14 protein-coding genes are annotated in these 15,259 nt (G+C 67.0%); 6 read left to right on the top strand and 8 right to left on the bottom strand.

All coding sequences use genetic code 11. From position 1 onward, the window contains the following. Positions 1 to 13 precede the first annotated feature (13 nt). Genes ACQ450_RS02395 through dusB form a run of 5 tightly spaced genes read right to left on the bottom strand, consistent with a single transcriptional unit; the run spans position 14 to position 7,216 of the window. Positions 14 to 1,393, bottom strand: a complete 1,380-nt coding sequence (locus ACQ450_RS02395) for a sigma-54-dependent transcriptional regulator (protein ID WP_431470365.1) — start codon at positions 1,391 to 1,393, stop codon at positions 14 to 16. Beyond that, entirely contained in the window at positions 1,390 to 3,645 is a 2,256-nt protein-coding gene (locus tag ACQ450_RS02390) for a sensor histidine kinase (protein ID WP_431470364.1), read from the bottom strand. Before ACQ450_RS02390 ends, ACQ450_RS02395 begins: the two co-directional genes overlap by 4 nt. Before the next feature lie 60 nt (positions 3,646 to 3,705). After that, complete coding sequence (gene ntrC / locus ACQ450_RS02385) at positions 3,706 to 5,145, bottom strand: nitrogen regulation protein NR(I) (protein ID WP_431470363.1); 1,440 nt, start codon at positions 5,143 to 5,145, stop codon at positions 3,706 to 3,708. Beyond that, a complete protein-coding gene (locus tag ACQ450_RS02380) occupies positions 5,142 to 6,242 on the bottom strand; it encodes a two-component system sensor histidine kinase NtrB (RefSeq protein WP_431471260.1) in 1,101 nt (366 codons plus the stop codon). Before ACQ450_RS02380 ends, ntrC begins: the two co-directional genes overlap by 4 nt. Then, positions 6,218 to 7,216 (bottom strand): tRNA dihydrouridine synthase DusB, encoded by a 999-nt coding sequence (dusB, locus tag ACQ450_RS02375; RefSeq protein WP_188054937.1) that lies wholly within the window; start codon positions 7,214 to 7,216, stop codon positions 6,218 to 6,220. Before dusB ends, ACQ450_RS02380 begins: the two co-directional genes overlap by 25 nt. A 94-nt stretch (positions 7,217 to 7,310) precedes the next feature. On the opposite strand from dusB, the gene ACQ450_RS02370 reads away from it, so the two are divergent. Genes ACQ450_RS02370 through ACQ450_RS02360 form a run of 3 tightly spaced genes read left to right on the top strand, consistent with a single transcriptional unit; the run spans position 7,311 to position 9,589 of the window. Then, positions 7,311 to 8,465 carry a bifunctional 2-C-methyl-D-erythritol 4-phosphate cytidylyltransferase/2-C-methyl-D-erythritol 2,4-cyclodiphosphate synthase gene (locus ACQ450_RS02370; RefSeq protein WP_431470362.1) on the top strand — a complete coding sequence of 385 codons (1,155 nt, stop codon included), beginning with the start codon at positions 7,311 to 7,313 and terminating at the stop codon, positions 8,463 to 8,465. Further along, positions 8,462 to 9,034: a hypothetical protein gene (locus ACQ450_RS02365; protein WP_431470361.1), complete on the top strand. Its 573-nt coding sequence runs from the start codon at positions 8,462 to 8,464 to the stop codon at positions 9,032 to 9,034. The genes ACQ450_RS02370 and ACQ450_RS02365 overlap by 4 nt, the downstream gene beginning before the upstream one ends. 6 nt (positions 9,035 to 9,040) lie before the next feature. Next, positions 9,041 to 9,589 carry a CinA family protein gene (locus ACQ450_RS02360; protein ID WP_431470360.1) on the top strand — a complete coding sequence of 183 codons (549 nt, stop codon included), beginning with the start codon at positions 9,041 to 9,043 and terminating at the stop codon, positions 9,587 to 9,589. Here ACQ450_RS02360 and ACQ450_RS02355 read toward each other — a convergent pair. Then, positions 9,502 to 10,011, bottom strand: coding sequence for a type II toxin-antitoxin system RatA family toxin (locus tag ACQ450_RS02355; RefSeq protein WP_431470359.1), 510 nt, complete (start codon positions 10,009 to 10,011; stop codon positions 9,502 to 9,504). The genes ACQ450_RS02360 and ACQ450_RS02355 overlap by 88 nt on opposite strands. Next, the gene (gene lipA / locus ACQ450_RS02350) at positions 10,012 to 10,950 is read right to left on the bottom strand and encodes a lipoyl synthase (protein ID WP_188054932.1); all 939 of its coding nucleotides are present in this window, start codon (positions 10,948 to 10,950) and stop codon (positions 10,012 to 10,014) included. A gap of 160 nt (positions 10,951 to 11,110) precedes the next feature. Here lipA and ACQ450_RS02345 point away from each other — a divergent pair, with 160 nt between their 5' ends. Continuing rightward, positions 11,111 to 11,740, top strand: a complete 630-nt coding sequence (locus ACQ450_RS02345) for a carbonic anhydrase (RefSeq protein ID WP_188054931.1) — start codon at positions 11,111 to 11,113, stop codon at positions 11,738 to 11,740. 19 nt (positions 11,741 to 11,759) lie between these two features. Here ACQ450_RS02345 and aspS read toward each other — a convergent pair whose 3' ends face one another. Continuing rightward, entirely contained in the window at positions 11,760 to 13,610 is a 1,851-nt protein-coding gene (gene aspS / locus ACQ450_RS02340) for an aspartate--tRNA ligase (protein ID WP_431470358.1), read from the bottom strand. Between the two features lie 179 nt (positions 13,611 to 13,789). On the opposite strand from aspS, the gene rnd reads away from it, so the two are divergent. Next, the gene (gene rnd, locus ACQ450_RS02335; protein ID WP_431470357.1) at positions 13,790 to 14,965 is read left to right on the top strand and encodes a ribonuclease D; all 1,176 of its coding nucleotides are present in this window, start codon (positions 13,790 to 13,792) and stop codon (positions 14,963 to 14,965) included. Then, on the top strand, positions 14,962 to 15,255 hold the full coding sequence (locus ACQ450_RS02330) for an I78 family peptidase inhibitor (RefSeq protein ID WP_431470356.1): 294 nt from the start codon (positions 14,962 to 14,964) through the stop codon (positions 15,253 to 15,255). Before rnd ends, ACQ450_RS02330 begins: the two co-directional genes overlap by 4 nt. The last annotated feature ends 4 nt before the right edge of the window (positions 15,256 to 15,259 follow it).

Raw genomic sequence — 15,259 nt, 5'->3', positions numbered from 1 at the left:
GGCGTGGATCGCGTCACTCATCGCGCGTCTCGGTGATCCCGAGCAGCTTGAGCTTGCGGTGCAGCGCCGATCGCTCCATTCCGATGAAGCTCGCCGTGCGTGAGATATTCCCCGAGAAGCGCCGGATCTGGATACGAAGATATTCGCGCTCGAATGTCTCGCGCGCTTCCTTGAGCGGCGTCCCCATGATCGCGGTCGAGGCGACTCCATTGTTCGAATCCGCTGCATTGCCCAGCACTTCTGGTGGCAGGAGGTCGAGATCGATCCGGCCGATGCGGTCGCCGGGCGCCAGAATGACGGTGCGCTCGACGACGTTGCGCAGCTGGCGGACGTTGCCGGGCCATTCGTAACTCTGCAGCGCCACCATGGCGTCGCCCGCCACTTCGGGCGTGGGAACGCGGCGCTCGCGCGCGTAATGGGCTACGAAATGCTCCACGAGCACCGGGATGTCCTCGCGGCGATCGGTCAGCGCGGGAATTGCGACAGGCACGACGTTGAGTCGATAGTACAGATCCTCTCGGAAGCGCCCCTCCGCGATTTCGCCCATCAGGTCGCGTGACGTCGCGGAGACGACGCGCACGTCGACGCGCACCGTTCGCTGGCCGCCGACACGGCTGAAGCTCTGGTCGGTCAGCACGCGCAGGATCCGGGCCTGCGTGGCCACCGGCATGTCGGCGATCTCGTCGAGGAACAACGTGCCGCCGTGCGCCTGCTCGAGCAGCCCGGGGCGCACGAGGTCGCCCCCCTCCTCCACGCCGAACAGTTCCTCCTCGACTCGCTCGGGCGTCATCCGCGCCGCGCTGACGATCACGAACGGTCCGCCGGCACGCATGCTCCAGCCATGCAGCAGGCGCGCCGCCACTTCCTTGCCGGTCCCCGGCCCGCCAGTGATCAGGACGCGGCTGCCGGTGGACGCCACGCGCTTAAGCGTCGCGCGCACTGCGTTGATCGCAGTCGAATTTCCGGTAAGATCGGTGTCACGGCCCACCGTCGCACGCAACGAAGCGACTTCCCGCTTCAACCGCTCGGTCTCGGTCGCGCGCTCTACCATCAGCAACAATCGCTCGGCTTCGAACGGCTTCTCGATGAAATCGGCCGCGCCGCGTCGGATCGCCGCGACGGCAGTGTCGAGATTGCCGTGACCGGAGATCACCAGCACGGGCAGCGACGGGTCGCGTCGCTTGATCTCGTCGAGCAGCTCGAGCCCGTCCAGCCGGGAGCCCTGCAGCCACACGTCGAGCAGCACCAGGCTCGGCCGGCGCTCCGCGATCGCTTCGAGCGCTTCGTCGCTGTCCGCCGCGCCGCGGGTCTCATAGCCCTCGTCCTCGAGGACGCCGGCGACCAGCTCGCGAATATCGCGTTCGTCGTCGACGACGAGAATGTCGAGTGTCATGAGCGTCCACCATCCTGAGTGAGTTCGGCGGGCCGTATGGCCGCCGCGTCGCCGCCGTCGGCGGCTTCGAGCGCATCGAGCGCGCTCGCGTCGAAGCACAGAGTCACGCGCGTGCCGCCGCTGTCGCTGTCGCTGTCGGCGAAATCGATCGTACCGCAATGCTCCTCGACGATCTTTTTGACGATCGCCAGGCCAAGCCCCGTGCCGCGGCTGCGCGTAGTCATATAGGGCTCGACGATCCGGTCCCGCTCGGGCGGAAGGCCGATGCCGTTGTCGGTGACTTCGACATAGAGCAGCCCGCCCTTCCCTTCGCGCAGCGCCATGCGGACCTCGCCCTTGGGCGCATTCTCGCCGCGCGCCTGCACGGCTTCGACCGCGTTCTTGACGACATTGGTGAGCGCCTGGCCGATCTGGCGCCGGTCGCAAACCAGCTGCGGAGGCGGGTCGGGCGCCTCAAGCGCAAAGCGGATGCCCGGATGCGCGACTTCGTGGAGGAACAGCGCCTGCCGCGCGATGTCGAGCAGCGACTCGCGCCGGAAGACGGGCTTGGGCATCCGCGCAAAGGACGAGAATTCGTCAACCATACGGCGCAGATCGCCCACCTGCCGCACGATCGTGTCGGTCAGCCGCGCGAAGACGCCGTCCTCCGGGTCCACCGTCTTGCCGTAGCGCCGCTGGAGCCGCTCGGCGGCAAGCTGGATGGGTGTGAGCGGATTCTTGATCTCGTGCGCGATCCGCCGGGCGACGTCGGACCAGGCGGCGCGGCGCTGATCGAGCAGCTGCTGGGTAATGTCGTCGAACGTCAGCACCTGACCATGCTCGTCGCGCGTGATCTTCACCGCCAGCGTCCGAGCCTCGCCGCCGGTCGTCATCTGCACGATCGCCTCGCGTTCGGCGCCATCGAGCAGCGCATCGAGTTCGGGCGCCACATCCACCAGCGGCCGATCGACCGGGCTGGTGTCGCCGGAGCGCAGCAGCACCATCGCCGAAGCATTCACCAGCCGGACGATACGATCGGGGTCGATCGAGATCACTCCCGCGCTCACGCCGGACATCACCGCTTCGATCAGCGCGCGGCGGCTTTCGATCTGTTCGTTCGCGCTGACCAGCGCCCCCGTCTGGTCCTGAAGCCGCCCCGTCATGCGGTTGAACGCGTTGGCCAAGGTGCCGAGTTCGTCGTTCGTCCGCGGATCGGCGACTCGCGCCGTCAGATCGCCTCCGGCGACGCGGCGCGCGGCCTCGACCAGCTCGCGCACCGGCCGCACCAATCGGTCGGCGACTGCCAGGGCCACGAACACCGCGAGGCCGACGATGAGAAGCGACACGCCGAGCAGCGCCACGTTGAACCGCAGCTGCAGCGTCCGGGATCGCTCGCGAAGCGCCCGATAGTCGGCCATGATCGAATCCACGCGCTGGATCTGCTCACCCAGCAGCGGATCGAGCGTGCGGGCGCCATAGAGATAGGTGCCGTTCCCCGGCTCGAACGTGGTCAGCGACTGAATGCGATCGCGCGTGCGGCTCAGCACCACTTCGCGCCCCTGCTCCAGCTGGGCGATCATGTCTCGTGTCACCACCGTATCGAGCGCGCGGTCGTGCGGATTGACGATCGCCACCGATCGGATCTCGTGATCCTCGCCCACCTCGAGGATCATCCCTTCGGACAGCTCGCGACGATAGACCTGCAGCCCGAATCCATAGGCGAATTCGTCGCTGTCGATCGGCATCGCCTCGAGATAGGAGCGCAGATCCTCGCGCATCGTGACGGTTTCACGGCCAACGTCGGTCAGTTCGCGCGTATAGTTCGCGCGCGCGATCGCCGAGGCATTGTCGAGCATGCCGCGCGCCCTGTCGGACGACCAGAATTCCACGCCCGACTGAATGAGCAGCGAGGCGAAGATAGTGACGAGCAGGATCGGAACGCTCGCCAGCACCGAGAACAGCGCGACCAGCCGCACATGCAGTCGCCCCTCGCCGCCCCCCTGCCGTGCGGCACGGCGCCGGGCGATGCGGCGCCCCAGCAGCACCAAAAGCGCGATGCTCGGCACGAGATTCGCGACCAGCAGCAGCGCGACCAGCAGCGGCGTGAGCAATTGCTCGTCCGAGCTTTCACCGCTCACGATGAAATAGGTTGCCACCGCGATGACGACCCAAACCGCGAGCACGGCGACTTCCACCGCCGGCGTCACGACGATCCGCCGCAGCCACGTCCGGCGCGGGCGCGTTTCGGCGAGTGGCTGGGTCACGGCGTCCATCGTTGCAGGAATACAACGCAACCGTTGCCCGGAAAACACAGAAAACCTGTCATGCTGTCGCTATTCGGTACCTTCCTGGCGCGCCCCGTCGATTCCGAGCGTGTCAAGCCGCTTGCGGAGCGTGTTGCGGTTGATGCCGAGCGCGCGTGCGGCGCGCAGCTGGTTGTGCTGATGGCGCGCAAGCATCGCCTCGATCAGCGGACGTTCGACTTCGCCGATGATCCGATCATACAGCGTTCCGTCCTCCAACACGTGCGGTTCCTCGATCGCCAGGCGCTCGAGCCGCGAGCGCACGGCCGTCTCGATTCCCTCGTCGCGCGCCACGGGAGCAGTCGCGCCGGCGCCGAGGGCCGTGCGCACCGCGTCCGCATCGATCCATTCGTCGCGGCTCAGCGCAGCGATCCGCCGCATCAGATTTTCCAGCTCCCGCACATTGCCCGGCCAGTCATAGGCGGTCAGTGCCGCTACCGCATCGGCGTCCAGCTGCTTGTGCGGCAGTCCGTCCTCGGCGGCGCGCTCGAGGAAATGATGCGCGAGCAGGGAAATATCCTGCCGCCGTTCGCGCAGCGCCGGCAGCGCGACCGGCACCACGTTGAGGCGGTAGAACAGGTCCTCGCGGAACTGATCGGCGGCGACGAGCTGCGCGAGGTCCTGGTTGGTCGCGGCAACGATGCGCACATCGGCCTTGATCGATCGCGCACCGCCCACCGTGGTGAATTCGCCCGACTGAAGCACGCGCAGCAGCCGGGTCTGCGCCTCGCGCGGCATATCGCCGATCTCGTCGAGGAACAGCGTCCCGCCCGCCGCCTGTTCGAACTTGCCGGCGACGCGCGCCTGCGCACCGGTGAAGGCGCCGCGCTCGTGACCGAACAGCTCGGCTTCGATCAGCTCGCGCGGGATCGCCGCCATGTTGAGCGCCACGAACGGCGCCCGGCGCCGCGCGCCCAGGTCATGGATCGCCTGCGCGACCAGCTCCTTCCCGGTTCCCGATTCACCCGTGATCAGCACGGTCAGATCGTTCGCCACGACGCGCGCGATCACGCGATACACTTGCTGCATCGCCGGCGATCGGCCGATCAGCGTGGTGCTGGCGCCCTCGTCGGCCGTCGGCAGAACGGCGGGTTCGCGCTTCCGCCGGGCGCTCGCACTGGCGACTGCGCGCCCAAGTGCGTCCAGATCGAAGGGCTTGGGCAGATAGTCGAAAGCGCCGACTTCGGTCGCGCGCACCGCCGTCGCAAGCGTATTGCGCGCCGAAAACACGATCACGGGCAATTCGGGGTGTTCGGCGATCAGACCGGCGACGTAGTCGAGCCCATTGCCGTCGGGCAGCACCACGTCGGTCACCAGCACGTCGGGCAGCCCGCTGCTGAGCGCCTCGCTCAGTTCGGCGAGCGAAGCGACTGTCGAAACGCAATGGCCCGCGCGCCTCAGCGCCTGGCTGACGACGGTTCGAATCGCCGCGTCATCGTCGACGACCAGCACGGTTGCCGCCTCGCTCATGCTCGCGCCCTCGCCAACAAGATCCGGAACAGAGTCGTATCCTCCTCGCGCAGATAGTGAACGATGCCGCCCATGCCGCGAACCAGCTTCTCCACCAGCGGCAGGCCCAGCCCCTTCCCTTCCGGTTTGCCCGAGACGAACGGCTCGAACAGATGCTCGGCGATGTCCGTCGGGGCGCCGGGGCCGTTGTCGCTGACCAGCACTTCGATCGGTAGCGGCTGGCGCGGCAGCCCCGGCCCTGCGCGCACCGACATGCCGTGGCGATAGGCAGTCGACAGCGTGATGCGTGGCGCCGTGACGCCGTCCAGCGCCTCGGCGGCGTTCTTGAGCAGGTTCAGCAGCACTTGCAGAAATGCGTCGGAATCGACCAGCACCGGCGGCAACGACGGATCGAACCGCTCCTCGATCGGAATGCCGCGCGCGAAACCCGCCAGCGCCACGCGCCGGGCGTGATCGAGCAGCGGATAGAGATTGGTAGCCTCGAGCTTCAATGGCCGCGTGTCGGTGAAATCCTGCATCCGGTCGATCAGCGCGGTAATCCGGTCAACTTCCGTCGTAATCAGCCCCGTCAGTTCCTCGCGCCCCTCGCCGTCGCGGCGCAGCAGCTGCGCCGCGCCGCGGATCCCCGAAAGCGGGTTCTTGATCTCGTGCGCCAGCATCGCCGCCGCGCCCACGGCAGCGCGAGCGCCGGCCGTGCGTTCGGCGCCCTGCGTCATCCGCCGCGAGGCCGGGGCGTGATGCAGCGTCACGATGCGCCAGCCGGGACGGTCGGGCACCGCCGTCTCCACGAAGTCCACGCGCACGCGTGAGCCGCGCACTGCCTCGATCTCCACGTCGAACGCCGAGAAGCCATGGCCGTCGCGCCGCTCGGAATAGGCTTCGGGCGGCAGCAGCACGGCGTCATAGGGCTGGCCCACCATGGTCCGCTCGCTGTGGTTGAGCAGCAGCTCGCACGCGGCATTGGCATGGGCGATGCGGCCGTCGGGATCGATCACGAGCACCGCGACCGGCAGTCCGGCGAACAGCTCCGCAAAGGCAGGCGCGCCTGCGGCTGCGTTCCCGCGGCCGCGCTTCAGGCGGCCTCCCGACTGCGCCAGGGCGCGTAGAATTCGGCCAGCATCGCCAGCACGCGCGTTGCGTCCGGCTCTTGGTTCACCTTGTTGCGGAACTCGGCCGATCCATGCAGCCCCTTGGTGTACCAGCCGATGTGCTTGCGCATCATGTTGACGCCGACCTCGTTGCCATAATGGTCGAGAGTTTCGGCGTAATGCGCCAGAATTACGTGATATTGTTCGTCGATCGTCGGCTCGGCGCGGGGCTCGCCGCCGCTCAGCGCATCCATCACCTCGCGCAGCAGCCACGGCCGCCCATAGGCACCCCGGCCGATCATCACCCCGTCCGCGCCCGATTGGCGGAGCGCCTCACGCGCATCGTCGACCGAGCAGATGTCGCCGTTGACGATCACCGGCACCGAGACGGCGTCCTTGACCTTACGGACGAATCCCCAGTCGGCCGAGCCCTTGTACATCTGGTTGCGGGTGCGGCCGTGAACCGTGATCATCTTGACGCCAAGATCCTCGGCGATCCGCGCCAGTTCGGGCGCATTGAGGCTGTCGTGATCCCAGCCCATCCGCATCTTCAGCGTCACCGGCACGTCGACGGCCTTCACCGTCGCCTCGATCAGCCGCGTCGCCAGCGGAATCTCGCGCATCAGCGCCGATCCGGCATAGCCATTGGTCACCTTGCGGACCGGGCAGCCCATGTTGATGTCGATGATCGCCGCGCCGCGATCGGCGTTCAGCTTCGCCGCCTCGCCCATCGCCTGCGGATCGCAGCCGACGAGCTGCATCGACACCGGCTCCTCGATCGGATCCCACGCCGCCTTCCGGACCGACTGATAGGTTTCGCGGATCGCCGCTGCGCTGGCGATCATCTCGGTGACGTTGAGCCCCGAGCCATAGCGCCGCACCGCTCGCCGGAACGGCAGGTCGGTCACGCCCGTCATCGGCGCGAGCAGCACGGGGCTGTCGATCCGCACCGGACCGACGTGGATGGGAGCGAGAGTCGTCATGATGTGCCCGAAAAATAGGCAGTGGCGGCTAAAGGCACAAGCACTGATTGGCAAGGCTGGCGGGCGGCTTCCCGCTGCGCTACGGCGCGCCGCCATGAGCCGCACCGTCGCGCTGATCGTCGCCGCAGGACAGGGAACCCGCGCCGGCGGCACGATCCCCAAGCAATTCGCGCCACTCGCGGGCAAGCCGATGCTTGCCCACAGCCACGCCACGCTCGCCGCGCATCCGGCGATCGATTCGGTGCTGGTGGTGATCGGCCCCGGTCAGGAACAACTGCTTTCCGATACGCTTGGGGACGCCGCGTTCGTCATCGGCGGAACGACTCGTCGCGAATCGGTTCGCAACGGCCTGGAGGCGCTGGCGCGCCAGGGCGATGTGGCGCGCGTGCTCATCCACGACGCGGCGCGCCCGTTCCTGCTGCCGGCGGTCATCGATCGACTGTTGGCTGCCCTGAACAGAGTCGAGGGCGCCGTCCCTGCCCTGCCGGTCGCGGACACGCTTGCTCGCTACGACGATGCGATGGGCGACACCGTTTCGCGCGATCGCCTGTACCGCGTTCAGACGCCGCAGGCGTTCGCGTTCGACGCCGCGCTCGCCGCGCATCGCAGCTGGCCGCAGGGCGTCGATGCAACCGATGACGCGCAGATGGTGCGCGACAGCGGCCATGTAGTAACCGTGGTTCCCGGAGACCCCCTGTTGGAGAAAGTCACGCATGCCGAGGATTTCGCGTCCGCCGAGCGGCGGCATGGCAGCGCGATGATCTCGCGCAGCGCCGCCGGATATGATGTCCACCGCTTCGCCGAGGGCGAGGAGCTGTGGCTGGGCGGCATCCTGATTCCGCACGATCGCGGCCTCTCCGGCCATAGCGATGCCGATGTCGTGCTCCATGCCATTACCGACGCGCTGCTCGGGACGATCGCCGCCGGAGACATCGGCATGCATTTTCCGCCCAGCGATCCGCAGTGGCGCGGCGCCGCCTCCGGCCGGTTCCTGGAGCATGCAGCGGAGCTGGTTGCGGCGCGCGGCGGGATCATCGACTTCGTCGACTGCACCATCATCTGCGAGGCGCCAAAGATCGGACCGCACCGTGAGGCGATCCGCGCTGGCGTCGCGGGTCTGTTGCGGCTGCCGGTGGAGCGGATTAGCATCAAGGCCACCACGACCGAGCGGCTCGGATTCACCGGCCGCGGCGAGGGCATGGCGGCCCACGCCATCGCAACCATTAGAGTGCCGGAGACAAGCCTGTGAAGCGCAAGGGAATTACTGCCGCGATTGCCGCTTGGGCTGCGCTCGGCGCTACTGCCGCCCATGCAGAGCAGGCAACTACGGCAAGCTGCCTCTCGCGCACCGATGCCGAGGCCGTGCTGCTGCTCGTGGCGCCGGCCGCGATCGCTTCCGCAAGTCAGGTATGCACGCCGGTTCTGGGGCAGACGTCGTTCCTCGCGACGCGTGGCGAAGCAATGGCCCAGCGCTATCGCGAGATCGCGCGGCTGCGCACACCCGACGCGATCCGCGCGATCCTGAGCATCGCGAACAAGGATGGCGAGACGATCCCTCCGCAGTTCGCCAGCCGTCCCGAGATGCTCACGACGATGCTCGACGCGCTTGTCGCCCCGGCACTGGCGCAGGAAATCAAGCCCGAGGTGTGCGCGCCGCTCGATCGTGCGCTCCGCCTTCTCGAACCGCTTCCAGCCGAGAATCTCGCCGGCATCGTCGTGATGCTCGCCGAACTCGGGCTGGCGCAGGCGAACCGCGAGGCGGAGGAGGGCGAAGGCAGTCCGCTGCCGTTCCGCATCTGTCCGGCGGCGGCAGGCTGATCGATCATGGACGCACTGCTGCCTGAGCAACTGGTCGAAACCGCGCGCCGCGTGCTCGAGGCGAACCGCGCGCGCGGCAGGCGGATCGCCGTCGCCGAAAGCTGCACCGGCGGGCTGGTCTCGGCCGCGCTGACCGAGCTTCCCGGCGCGTCCGACGTGTTCGAAGCGGGCTTCGTCACTTATTCGAACGACGCGAAGCTCGACATTCTGAAGGTCAGCCAGGACGTGCTCGAAACCTTCGGCGCGGTCTCGATCGCAGTTGCCTGGAGCATGGCGCAGGGTGCGCTCACGAAGAGCGAGGCCGATGTCGCGGTCGCGATCACGGGAATCGCCGGACCCGGCGGGGGCAGCGAGAAGAAGCCGGTGGGAACCGTGGTCTTCGCGCGGGCCGAACGTGGCGCCGATCCGTCGCACGTGGTGGCCGACTCGCGCCACTTCGAGGATAATGGCCGCGGCGGCATCCGCCTTCAGGCGGCGTTGTGCGCGCTCGAGCTGCTGATGCCGGGCGATCCGCCGTCCGAGGAAGCGCCCCCCGAGGAAGCGCCCGCACCATAGAGCTGCGCGGCGCGTTCCTCGAACGCATTGATCATCTTGCGCAACGCGCGATCGAACACCTGCCCCGCCAGCATCTCGAACACTCGGTTCTTGAACGCGAAATCGACGCAGAACTCGACTTCGCAGCCGCCCGATCCGTTCGATCGAAACTGCCAGTCGTTATTGAGATATTTCAGCGGCCCGTCGACATAATCGACTCGAATATGGCTCGGCCGCTGCTTCTCCACCTTCGAGGTGAAGGTTTCGCGCAGGCCCTTGAAGCCGACGATCATGTCCGCGACCGTCGCCGTTTCGCTGTCGGAGCGGATGCGCATCGCCACCACCCAGGGCAGAAACTCGGGATAGCGGCGCACGTCCGCGACCAGATCGAACATCTGCTCCGGGCTGTACGGCAGGCTGCGGGTCTCGGTATGTTTGGGCATTCACTTCGCCGAACGGGATAGCTTCGCTTCGCGCGCCGCGCGCATCCGCTCGAAATCGTCGCCGGCGTGATAGCTCGAGCGCGTAAGCGGGGAGGATGCGACCAGCAGGAAGCCCTTGGCCCGTGCCACGGCGGCATAGGCATCGAACGCCTGCGGCGTCACGAAATCCTCCACTTTTGCGTGTTTGGGAGTCGGCTGGAGATACTGGCCCATGGTCAGAAAATCGATGTCGGCCGAGCGCATGTCGTCCATCACCTGATGGACTTCGAGCCGCTGCTCGCCCAGCCCCAGCATGATGCCCGATTTGGTGAAGATCGACGGGTCGAGCTTCTTCACCGTCTCCAGCAGCCGCAGCGAGGCATAATAGCGCGCGCCGGGACGAATCGTGGGATAGTTGCGCGGCACCGTCTCGAGGTTGTGATTGAACACGTCGGGGCGCGCCTCGACGATCATCTCGATCGCGCGCTCGTGCTTGTTGCGGAAATCGGGAGTGAGGATCTCGATCGTCGTCTTCGGCGCCTGCTCGCGCAGCGCCCGGATCACCTTCACGAACTGCCCCGCCCCGCCGTCGGGCAGGTCGTCGCGATCGACCGAAGTGATCACGATATGCTCGAGCCCCATCTGCACCGCCACGTCGGCGACATGCTGGGGCTCCTTGGGGTCGACCATCCGCGGCATGCCGGTCTTCACGTTGCAGAAGGCGCAGGCGCGCGTGCAGGTGTCGCCCAGGATCATCACGGTGGCGTGTTTCTTCGACCAGCACTCGCCGATGTTCGGGCACGCTGCTTCCTCGCACACGGTGGCGAGGTTCTTCGCGCGCATCAGCGCCTTGGTCTCCGCGAAGCCGACCGAGGTCGGCGCCTTCACGCGGATCCAGTCGGGCTTGCGCTGGCGCTCGGGGCGCTGGGTCGGCTGGGGCAGCGGGCTGTGCTCGTTCATGCGAAGCAGATAGCGAGCGCTGCGCCCGCTCACAACCTCGCGCCGGCGTTGCGACCGGCATCCTTGCGGTCGCGCTTGTCGAACCACGCCGCTTTCTTCTAACCCGCCAGGCGAAACAGAGCCGGCACCATCGCGAGCCGGTCAAGCGGAGGACAATCACGTGGCTTCATTCTCGGATCTCGTCGCCGGTTATCAGCGGTTCCGCGCGACTGCCTGGACCCGCGAACGTGCTCGCTGGGAGGAACTGGTCGGCGGCCAGAGCCCGAAGGTGATGGTCATCGCCTGCTCGGATAGCCGAGTCGATCCGGCGCAGATCTTCGACACCACTGCCGGCGAGATCTTCGTCGTCCGCAACGTCGCCAATCTGGTCCCGCCCTTCGAGCTGGACGGGAAGCGTCATGGCGTCTCCGCCGCGCTCGAATTCGCCGTCACCCAGCTTGAGGTGGAGGAGATCGTGATCCTCGGCCACGGCATGTGCGGCGGCGTGCATGCTGCGCTGACCCAGGTGTTCGACGGCAAGGCCCCTGGCGCGGGCGGCTTCATCGATCATTGGGTCGACCTGCTCGACGAAGCGCGCGAGCGGGTGATCGCCGAGCATGGCGAGGGCGAAGCCGCGGTGCGCGCGCTCGAACTCGAAACGGTGCGCGTCTCGATCGCGAATCTGCGCACCTTCCCCTGCATTCCCGAGCGCGAGGCGGCCGGAAAGCTCAAGATCCGCGGCGCCTATTTCGCGATCAGCGACGGCGTGCTCCACGTGATGGACGAGGCCGGGAACTTCGCCCCGGCCTGACGCTGCCCGTCCGGATGCGTCAGGGCTGCGGAGTGGTGCCCTCGGGGGCCACCAGCTCGGACGCATCCTTCTTCGCCTTCTCCGCCGCCACCGAAGGCGCCAGGCGGATATGCAGTTCCTTGAGCTGCTTCTCGGAAACCTCGCTCGGCGCGCCCATCATCAGGTCCTCGGCACGCTGCGTCATCGGGAAGGCGATCACCTCGCGGATGTTCGGCTCGTCGGCCAGCAGCATCACGATGCGGTCGACGCCCGGCGCCGATCCGCCGTGCGGCGGCGCGCCGAACTTGAACGCGTTGATCATGCCCGCGAAGTTCGTGTCGACGTCTTGCTTGGTATAGCCGGCGATCTCGAACGCCTTGTACATGATGTCCGGGCGGTGGTTCCGGATCGCTCCGGACGACAGCTCCACGCCGTTGCAGACGATGTCGTACTGCCAGGCCAGGATGTCGAGCGGATCCTTGCTCTCCAGCGCCTCCAGCTCGCCCTGCGGCATCGAGAAGGGGTTGTGGCTGAAATCGACCTTCTTGGCGTCCTCGTCATATTCGAACATCGGGAAGTCGACGATCCAGCAGAATTCGAACCGGCTTTTGTCGATCAGCCCCAGCGTCTCGCCGACGCGCGTGCGCGCAAGGCCCGCGAGCTTCGCCGCCTGCGCTTCCTTGCCCGCGGCGAAGAACAGGCCGTCGTCGGGCCCGAGGCCGAGCTCGTTCGCCAGCGCGTCCATCTTCTCCGGGCCGTGGTTCTTGGCGATCGGGCCGCCCCATTCGCCGCCCTTTCGCGTCGCATAGCCGAGCCCCGGAAAGCCCTCGGACTGCGCCCAGCTGTTCATGTCGTCGAAGAATTTGCGGCTCTGCTCGGCGGTGCCCGGCGCGGGGATCGCGCGCACCACGTCGCCCGCCTCGACGATCGAGGCGAAGCGGCCAAAGCCCGACCCCTCGAAATGCTTCGACACGTCGGTGATGACGATCGGGTTGCGCAGGTCGGGCTTGTCGTTGCCGTATTTCAGCATCGATTCGCGATAGGGGATGCGCTTGAAAGGCAGCGGGCTGACGCTGCGGCCCTTGCCCTCCCAGTCCGCGAACTCCTCGAACACGCCGTGCAGCACCGGCTCGATGGCGGCGAACACATCGTCCTGCGTCACATAGCTCATCTCGAAGTCGAGCTGATAAAATTCCCCGGGCGACCGGTCGGCGCGCGCGTCCTCGTCGCGAAAACACGGGGCGATCTGAAAGTATTTGTCGAAGCCGGCAACCATCAGCAGCTGCTTGAACATCTGCGGCGCCTGCGGCAGCGCGTAGAATTTGCCCGGATGGACGCGGCTGGGGACGAGATAGTCGCGCGCGCCCTCGGGGCTCGACGCGGTCAGGATCGGCGTCTGGAACTCGGTGAAGCCCTGCTCGATCATCCGGCGGCGCAGGCTGGAGATCACGTTCGAACGCAGGACGATGTTCTTGTGCACCTTCTCGCGCCGCAGATCGAGGTAGCGATAGCGCAGCCGGATATCCTCGGGATATTCGCTGTCGCCGAACACCGGCAGCGGCAGCTCCTGCGCCTGGCTCTGCACCGTCGCTTCCAGCGCACGCACTTCGATCTGCCCCGTCGGCAGGTTCGGGTTCACTGCCTCGGCGGCACGCCCGACGACCTTTCCGGTGATCGTCACCACCGATTCGCTGCGCAGCGATTCGATCACCGCAAATGCGGGGCCATCGACTTCGGTGACGATCTGCGTGACGCCATAATGGTCGCGCAGGTCGATGAACACGAGGTCGCCATGGTCGCGCTTGCGATGAACCCAGCCCGAAAGGCGGACCTCCTGCCCGACGGAGTCGGCGGTGAGCTGGCCGCAAGTGTGCGTGCGATACGGGTGCATGACGTCTCTCGTTGATAAGCCGTCGTTCCGGCGAATGCCGGGATCTCGTGCCGCAAGCGCGCGCTTGGGAGGCAAAGAGACTCCGGCCGCTGCCGGAATGACGGGTGAAAACCGTGGCCGCGCGAATCCCCGCAGCACGGCCCTTTGTCAAGCCGCACGCACCGGTCTAAAGGGCCGTGATGCACATACACGGCCTGATCGAGGACTCCGCCGCCCTCGCGAACCTTTGCTCCCGCTTCGCCACCAAGCCCTATCTCTGCGTGGACACCGAGTTCATGCGCGAGAACAGCTACTGGCCCGAGCTCTGCCTGATTCAGATCGCCGACGACGAGGAGGCCGCCGCGGTCGACCCGCTGGCGCCGGGGATCGATCTCACCCCGCTGCTCGACCTGCTGACGAAGAACGAGGACGTCCTCAAGATCTTCCATGCCGGCGGCCAGGACGTCGAGATCGTCTATAATCTCACCGGCACGACCCCGCATCCGATGTTCGACACCCAGATCGCGGCGATGGCGCTCGGGCAGGGCGAACAGATCGGCTATTCGAATCTGGTCGACACCTATCTCGGCATCTCGGTCGACAAGGGCGCTCGTTTCACCGACTGGAGCCGCCGGCCGCTCGACAAGCGCCAGATCGACTATGCGATCGCCGACGTGACTCACCTCAGCCGCATCTTTCCCAAGATGCTCGAAAAGCTCCGCAAGTCCGGCCGCGGCGCCTGGCTGGACGAGGAGATGGAGCGGATCGCCGATCCCGAAAACTATCGCAATGACCCCGATCTCGCCTGGCAGCGCGTGCGCATCGCCAGTCGCAAGGCCGATGTGCTCGGCCGGCTGAAGGCGCTCGCGCGCTGGCGCGAGCTCGAGGCGCAAGGCAAGGATCTTCCGCGCGGCCGTATCGTGAAGGACGAGACGCTCGCCGATCTCGCCGGCAATCCGCCGAAGAAGCAGGCGGATCTCGCGCGCGTGCGCGGCCTTTCCGCGGCCTGGGCCTCGAACGATATCGGCGGGCGGCTGATGGCGTCGCTCGCCGAAGCCCAGCCGCTCGGCAAGGACGAGCTGCCGACGCGTGACGAGCGCAAGCCTTCGCTCGGCAAGGATGGCGCCCTCGTCGCCGATCTCCTCAAGCTGCTGCTCAAGATTCGTGCGCGCGATATCAACGTGGCGGCTCGCCTCCTCGCCCGCTCGGACGATCTCGAAGCGCTCGCCGCGGGCCAGCGGGATCGATTGGCGATCCTCGAGGGTTGGCGCTACGAACAGTTCGGACGCGATGCGCTGGCGCTGGTCGAAGGTCAGCTCGGGTTCACCGTTCGTAACGGCAAGCTCAAGATGACTCGAACCGAGGAGACGTCATGATCCGCCTCACACTTTCGGTCGCCGCGCTCACCCTTGCCGCCTGCACGATGCAGGACGGTGGCGAGCCCGCCCCCACTCCGCCGGCGAACGGCAGCTGCGACGCCGCGCCGGCGCAGACCTTCATCGGCCAGCGCGCGGAAGCGACCCGTCAGGAAGCGCGGCGAGTCGCCGGTGCCGAAATGGTGCGCGTCTATGAGCAAGGCCAGCCGATCACGATGGATTATCGCGAAGACCGGCTGAATCTCGTCACCAACGATCAGGGCATCATCATCGAAGTGACCTGCGGCTGAGCCG

Origin of the sequence: Sphingosinithalassobacter sp. LHW66-3 (assembly GCF_050703275.1) — a bacterium.
Lineage (GTDB): Bacteria > Pseudomonadota > Alphaproteobacteria > Sphingomonadales > Sphingomonadaceae > Sphingomonas.
Note: the sequence above shows the minus strand (reverse complement) of the source record. Positions and strands in the feature narration are given on the sequence as shown.

Coding starts and splice junctions, on each gene's coding strand:
- ACQ450_RS02395 (WP_431470365.1), bottom strand. CDS start 1,393: ATGACACTCGACATTCTCGTCGTCGACGACGAACGCGATATTCGCGAG.
- ACQ450_RS02390 (WP_431470364.1), bottom strand. CDS start 3,645: ATGGACGCCGTGACCCAGCCACTCGCCGAAACGCGCCCGCGCCGGACG.
- ntrC (WP_431470363.1), bottom strand. CDS start 5,145: ATGAGCGAGGCGGCAACCGTGCTGGTCGTCGACGATGACGCGGCGATT.
- dusB (WP_188054937.1), bottom strand. CDS start 7,216: ATGACGACTCTCGCTCCCATCCACGTCGGTCCGGTGCGGATCGACAGC.
- ACQ450_RS02370 (WP_431470362.1), top strand. CDS start 7,311: ATGAGCCGCACCGTCGCGCTGATCGTCGCCGCAGGACAGGGAACCCGC.
- ACQ450_RS02360 (WP_431470360.1), top strand. CDS start 9,041: ATGGACGCACTGCTGCCTGAGCAACTGGTCGAAACCGCGCGCCGCGTG.
- ACQ450_RS02355 (WP_431470359.1), bottom strand. CDS start 10,011: ATGCCCAAACATACCGAGACCCGCAGCCTGCCGTACAGCCCGGAGCAG.
- lipA (WP_188054932.1), bottom strand. CDS start 10,950: ATGAACGAGCACAGCCCGCTGCCCCAGCCGACCCAGCGCCCCGAGCGC.
- aspS (WP_431470358.1), bottom strand. CDS start 13,610: ATGCACCCGTATCGCACGCACACTTGCGGCCAGCTCACCGCCGACTCC.
- rnd (WP_431470357.1), top strand. CDS start 13,790: ATGCACATACACGGCCTGATCGAGGACTCCGCCGCCCTCGCGAACCTT.
- ACQ450_RS02330 (WP_431470356.1), top strand. CDS start 14,962: ATGATCCGCCTCACACTTTCGGTCGCCGCGCTCACCCTTGCCGCCTGC.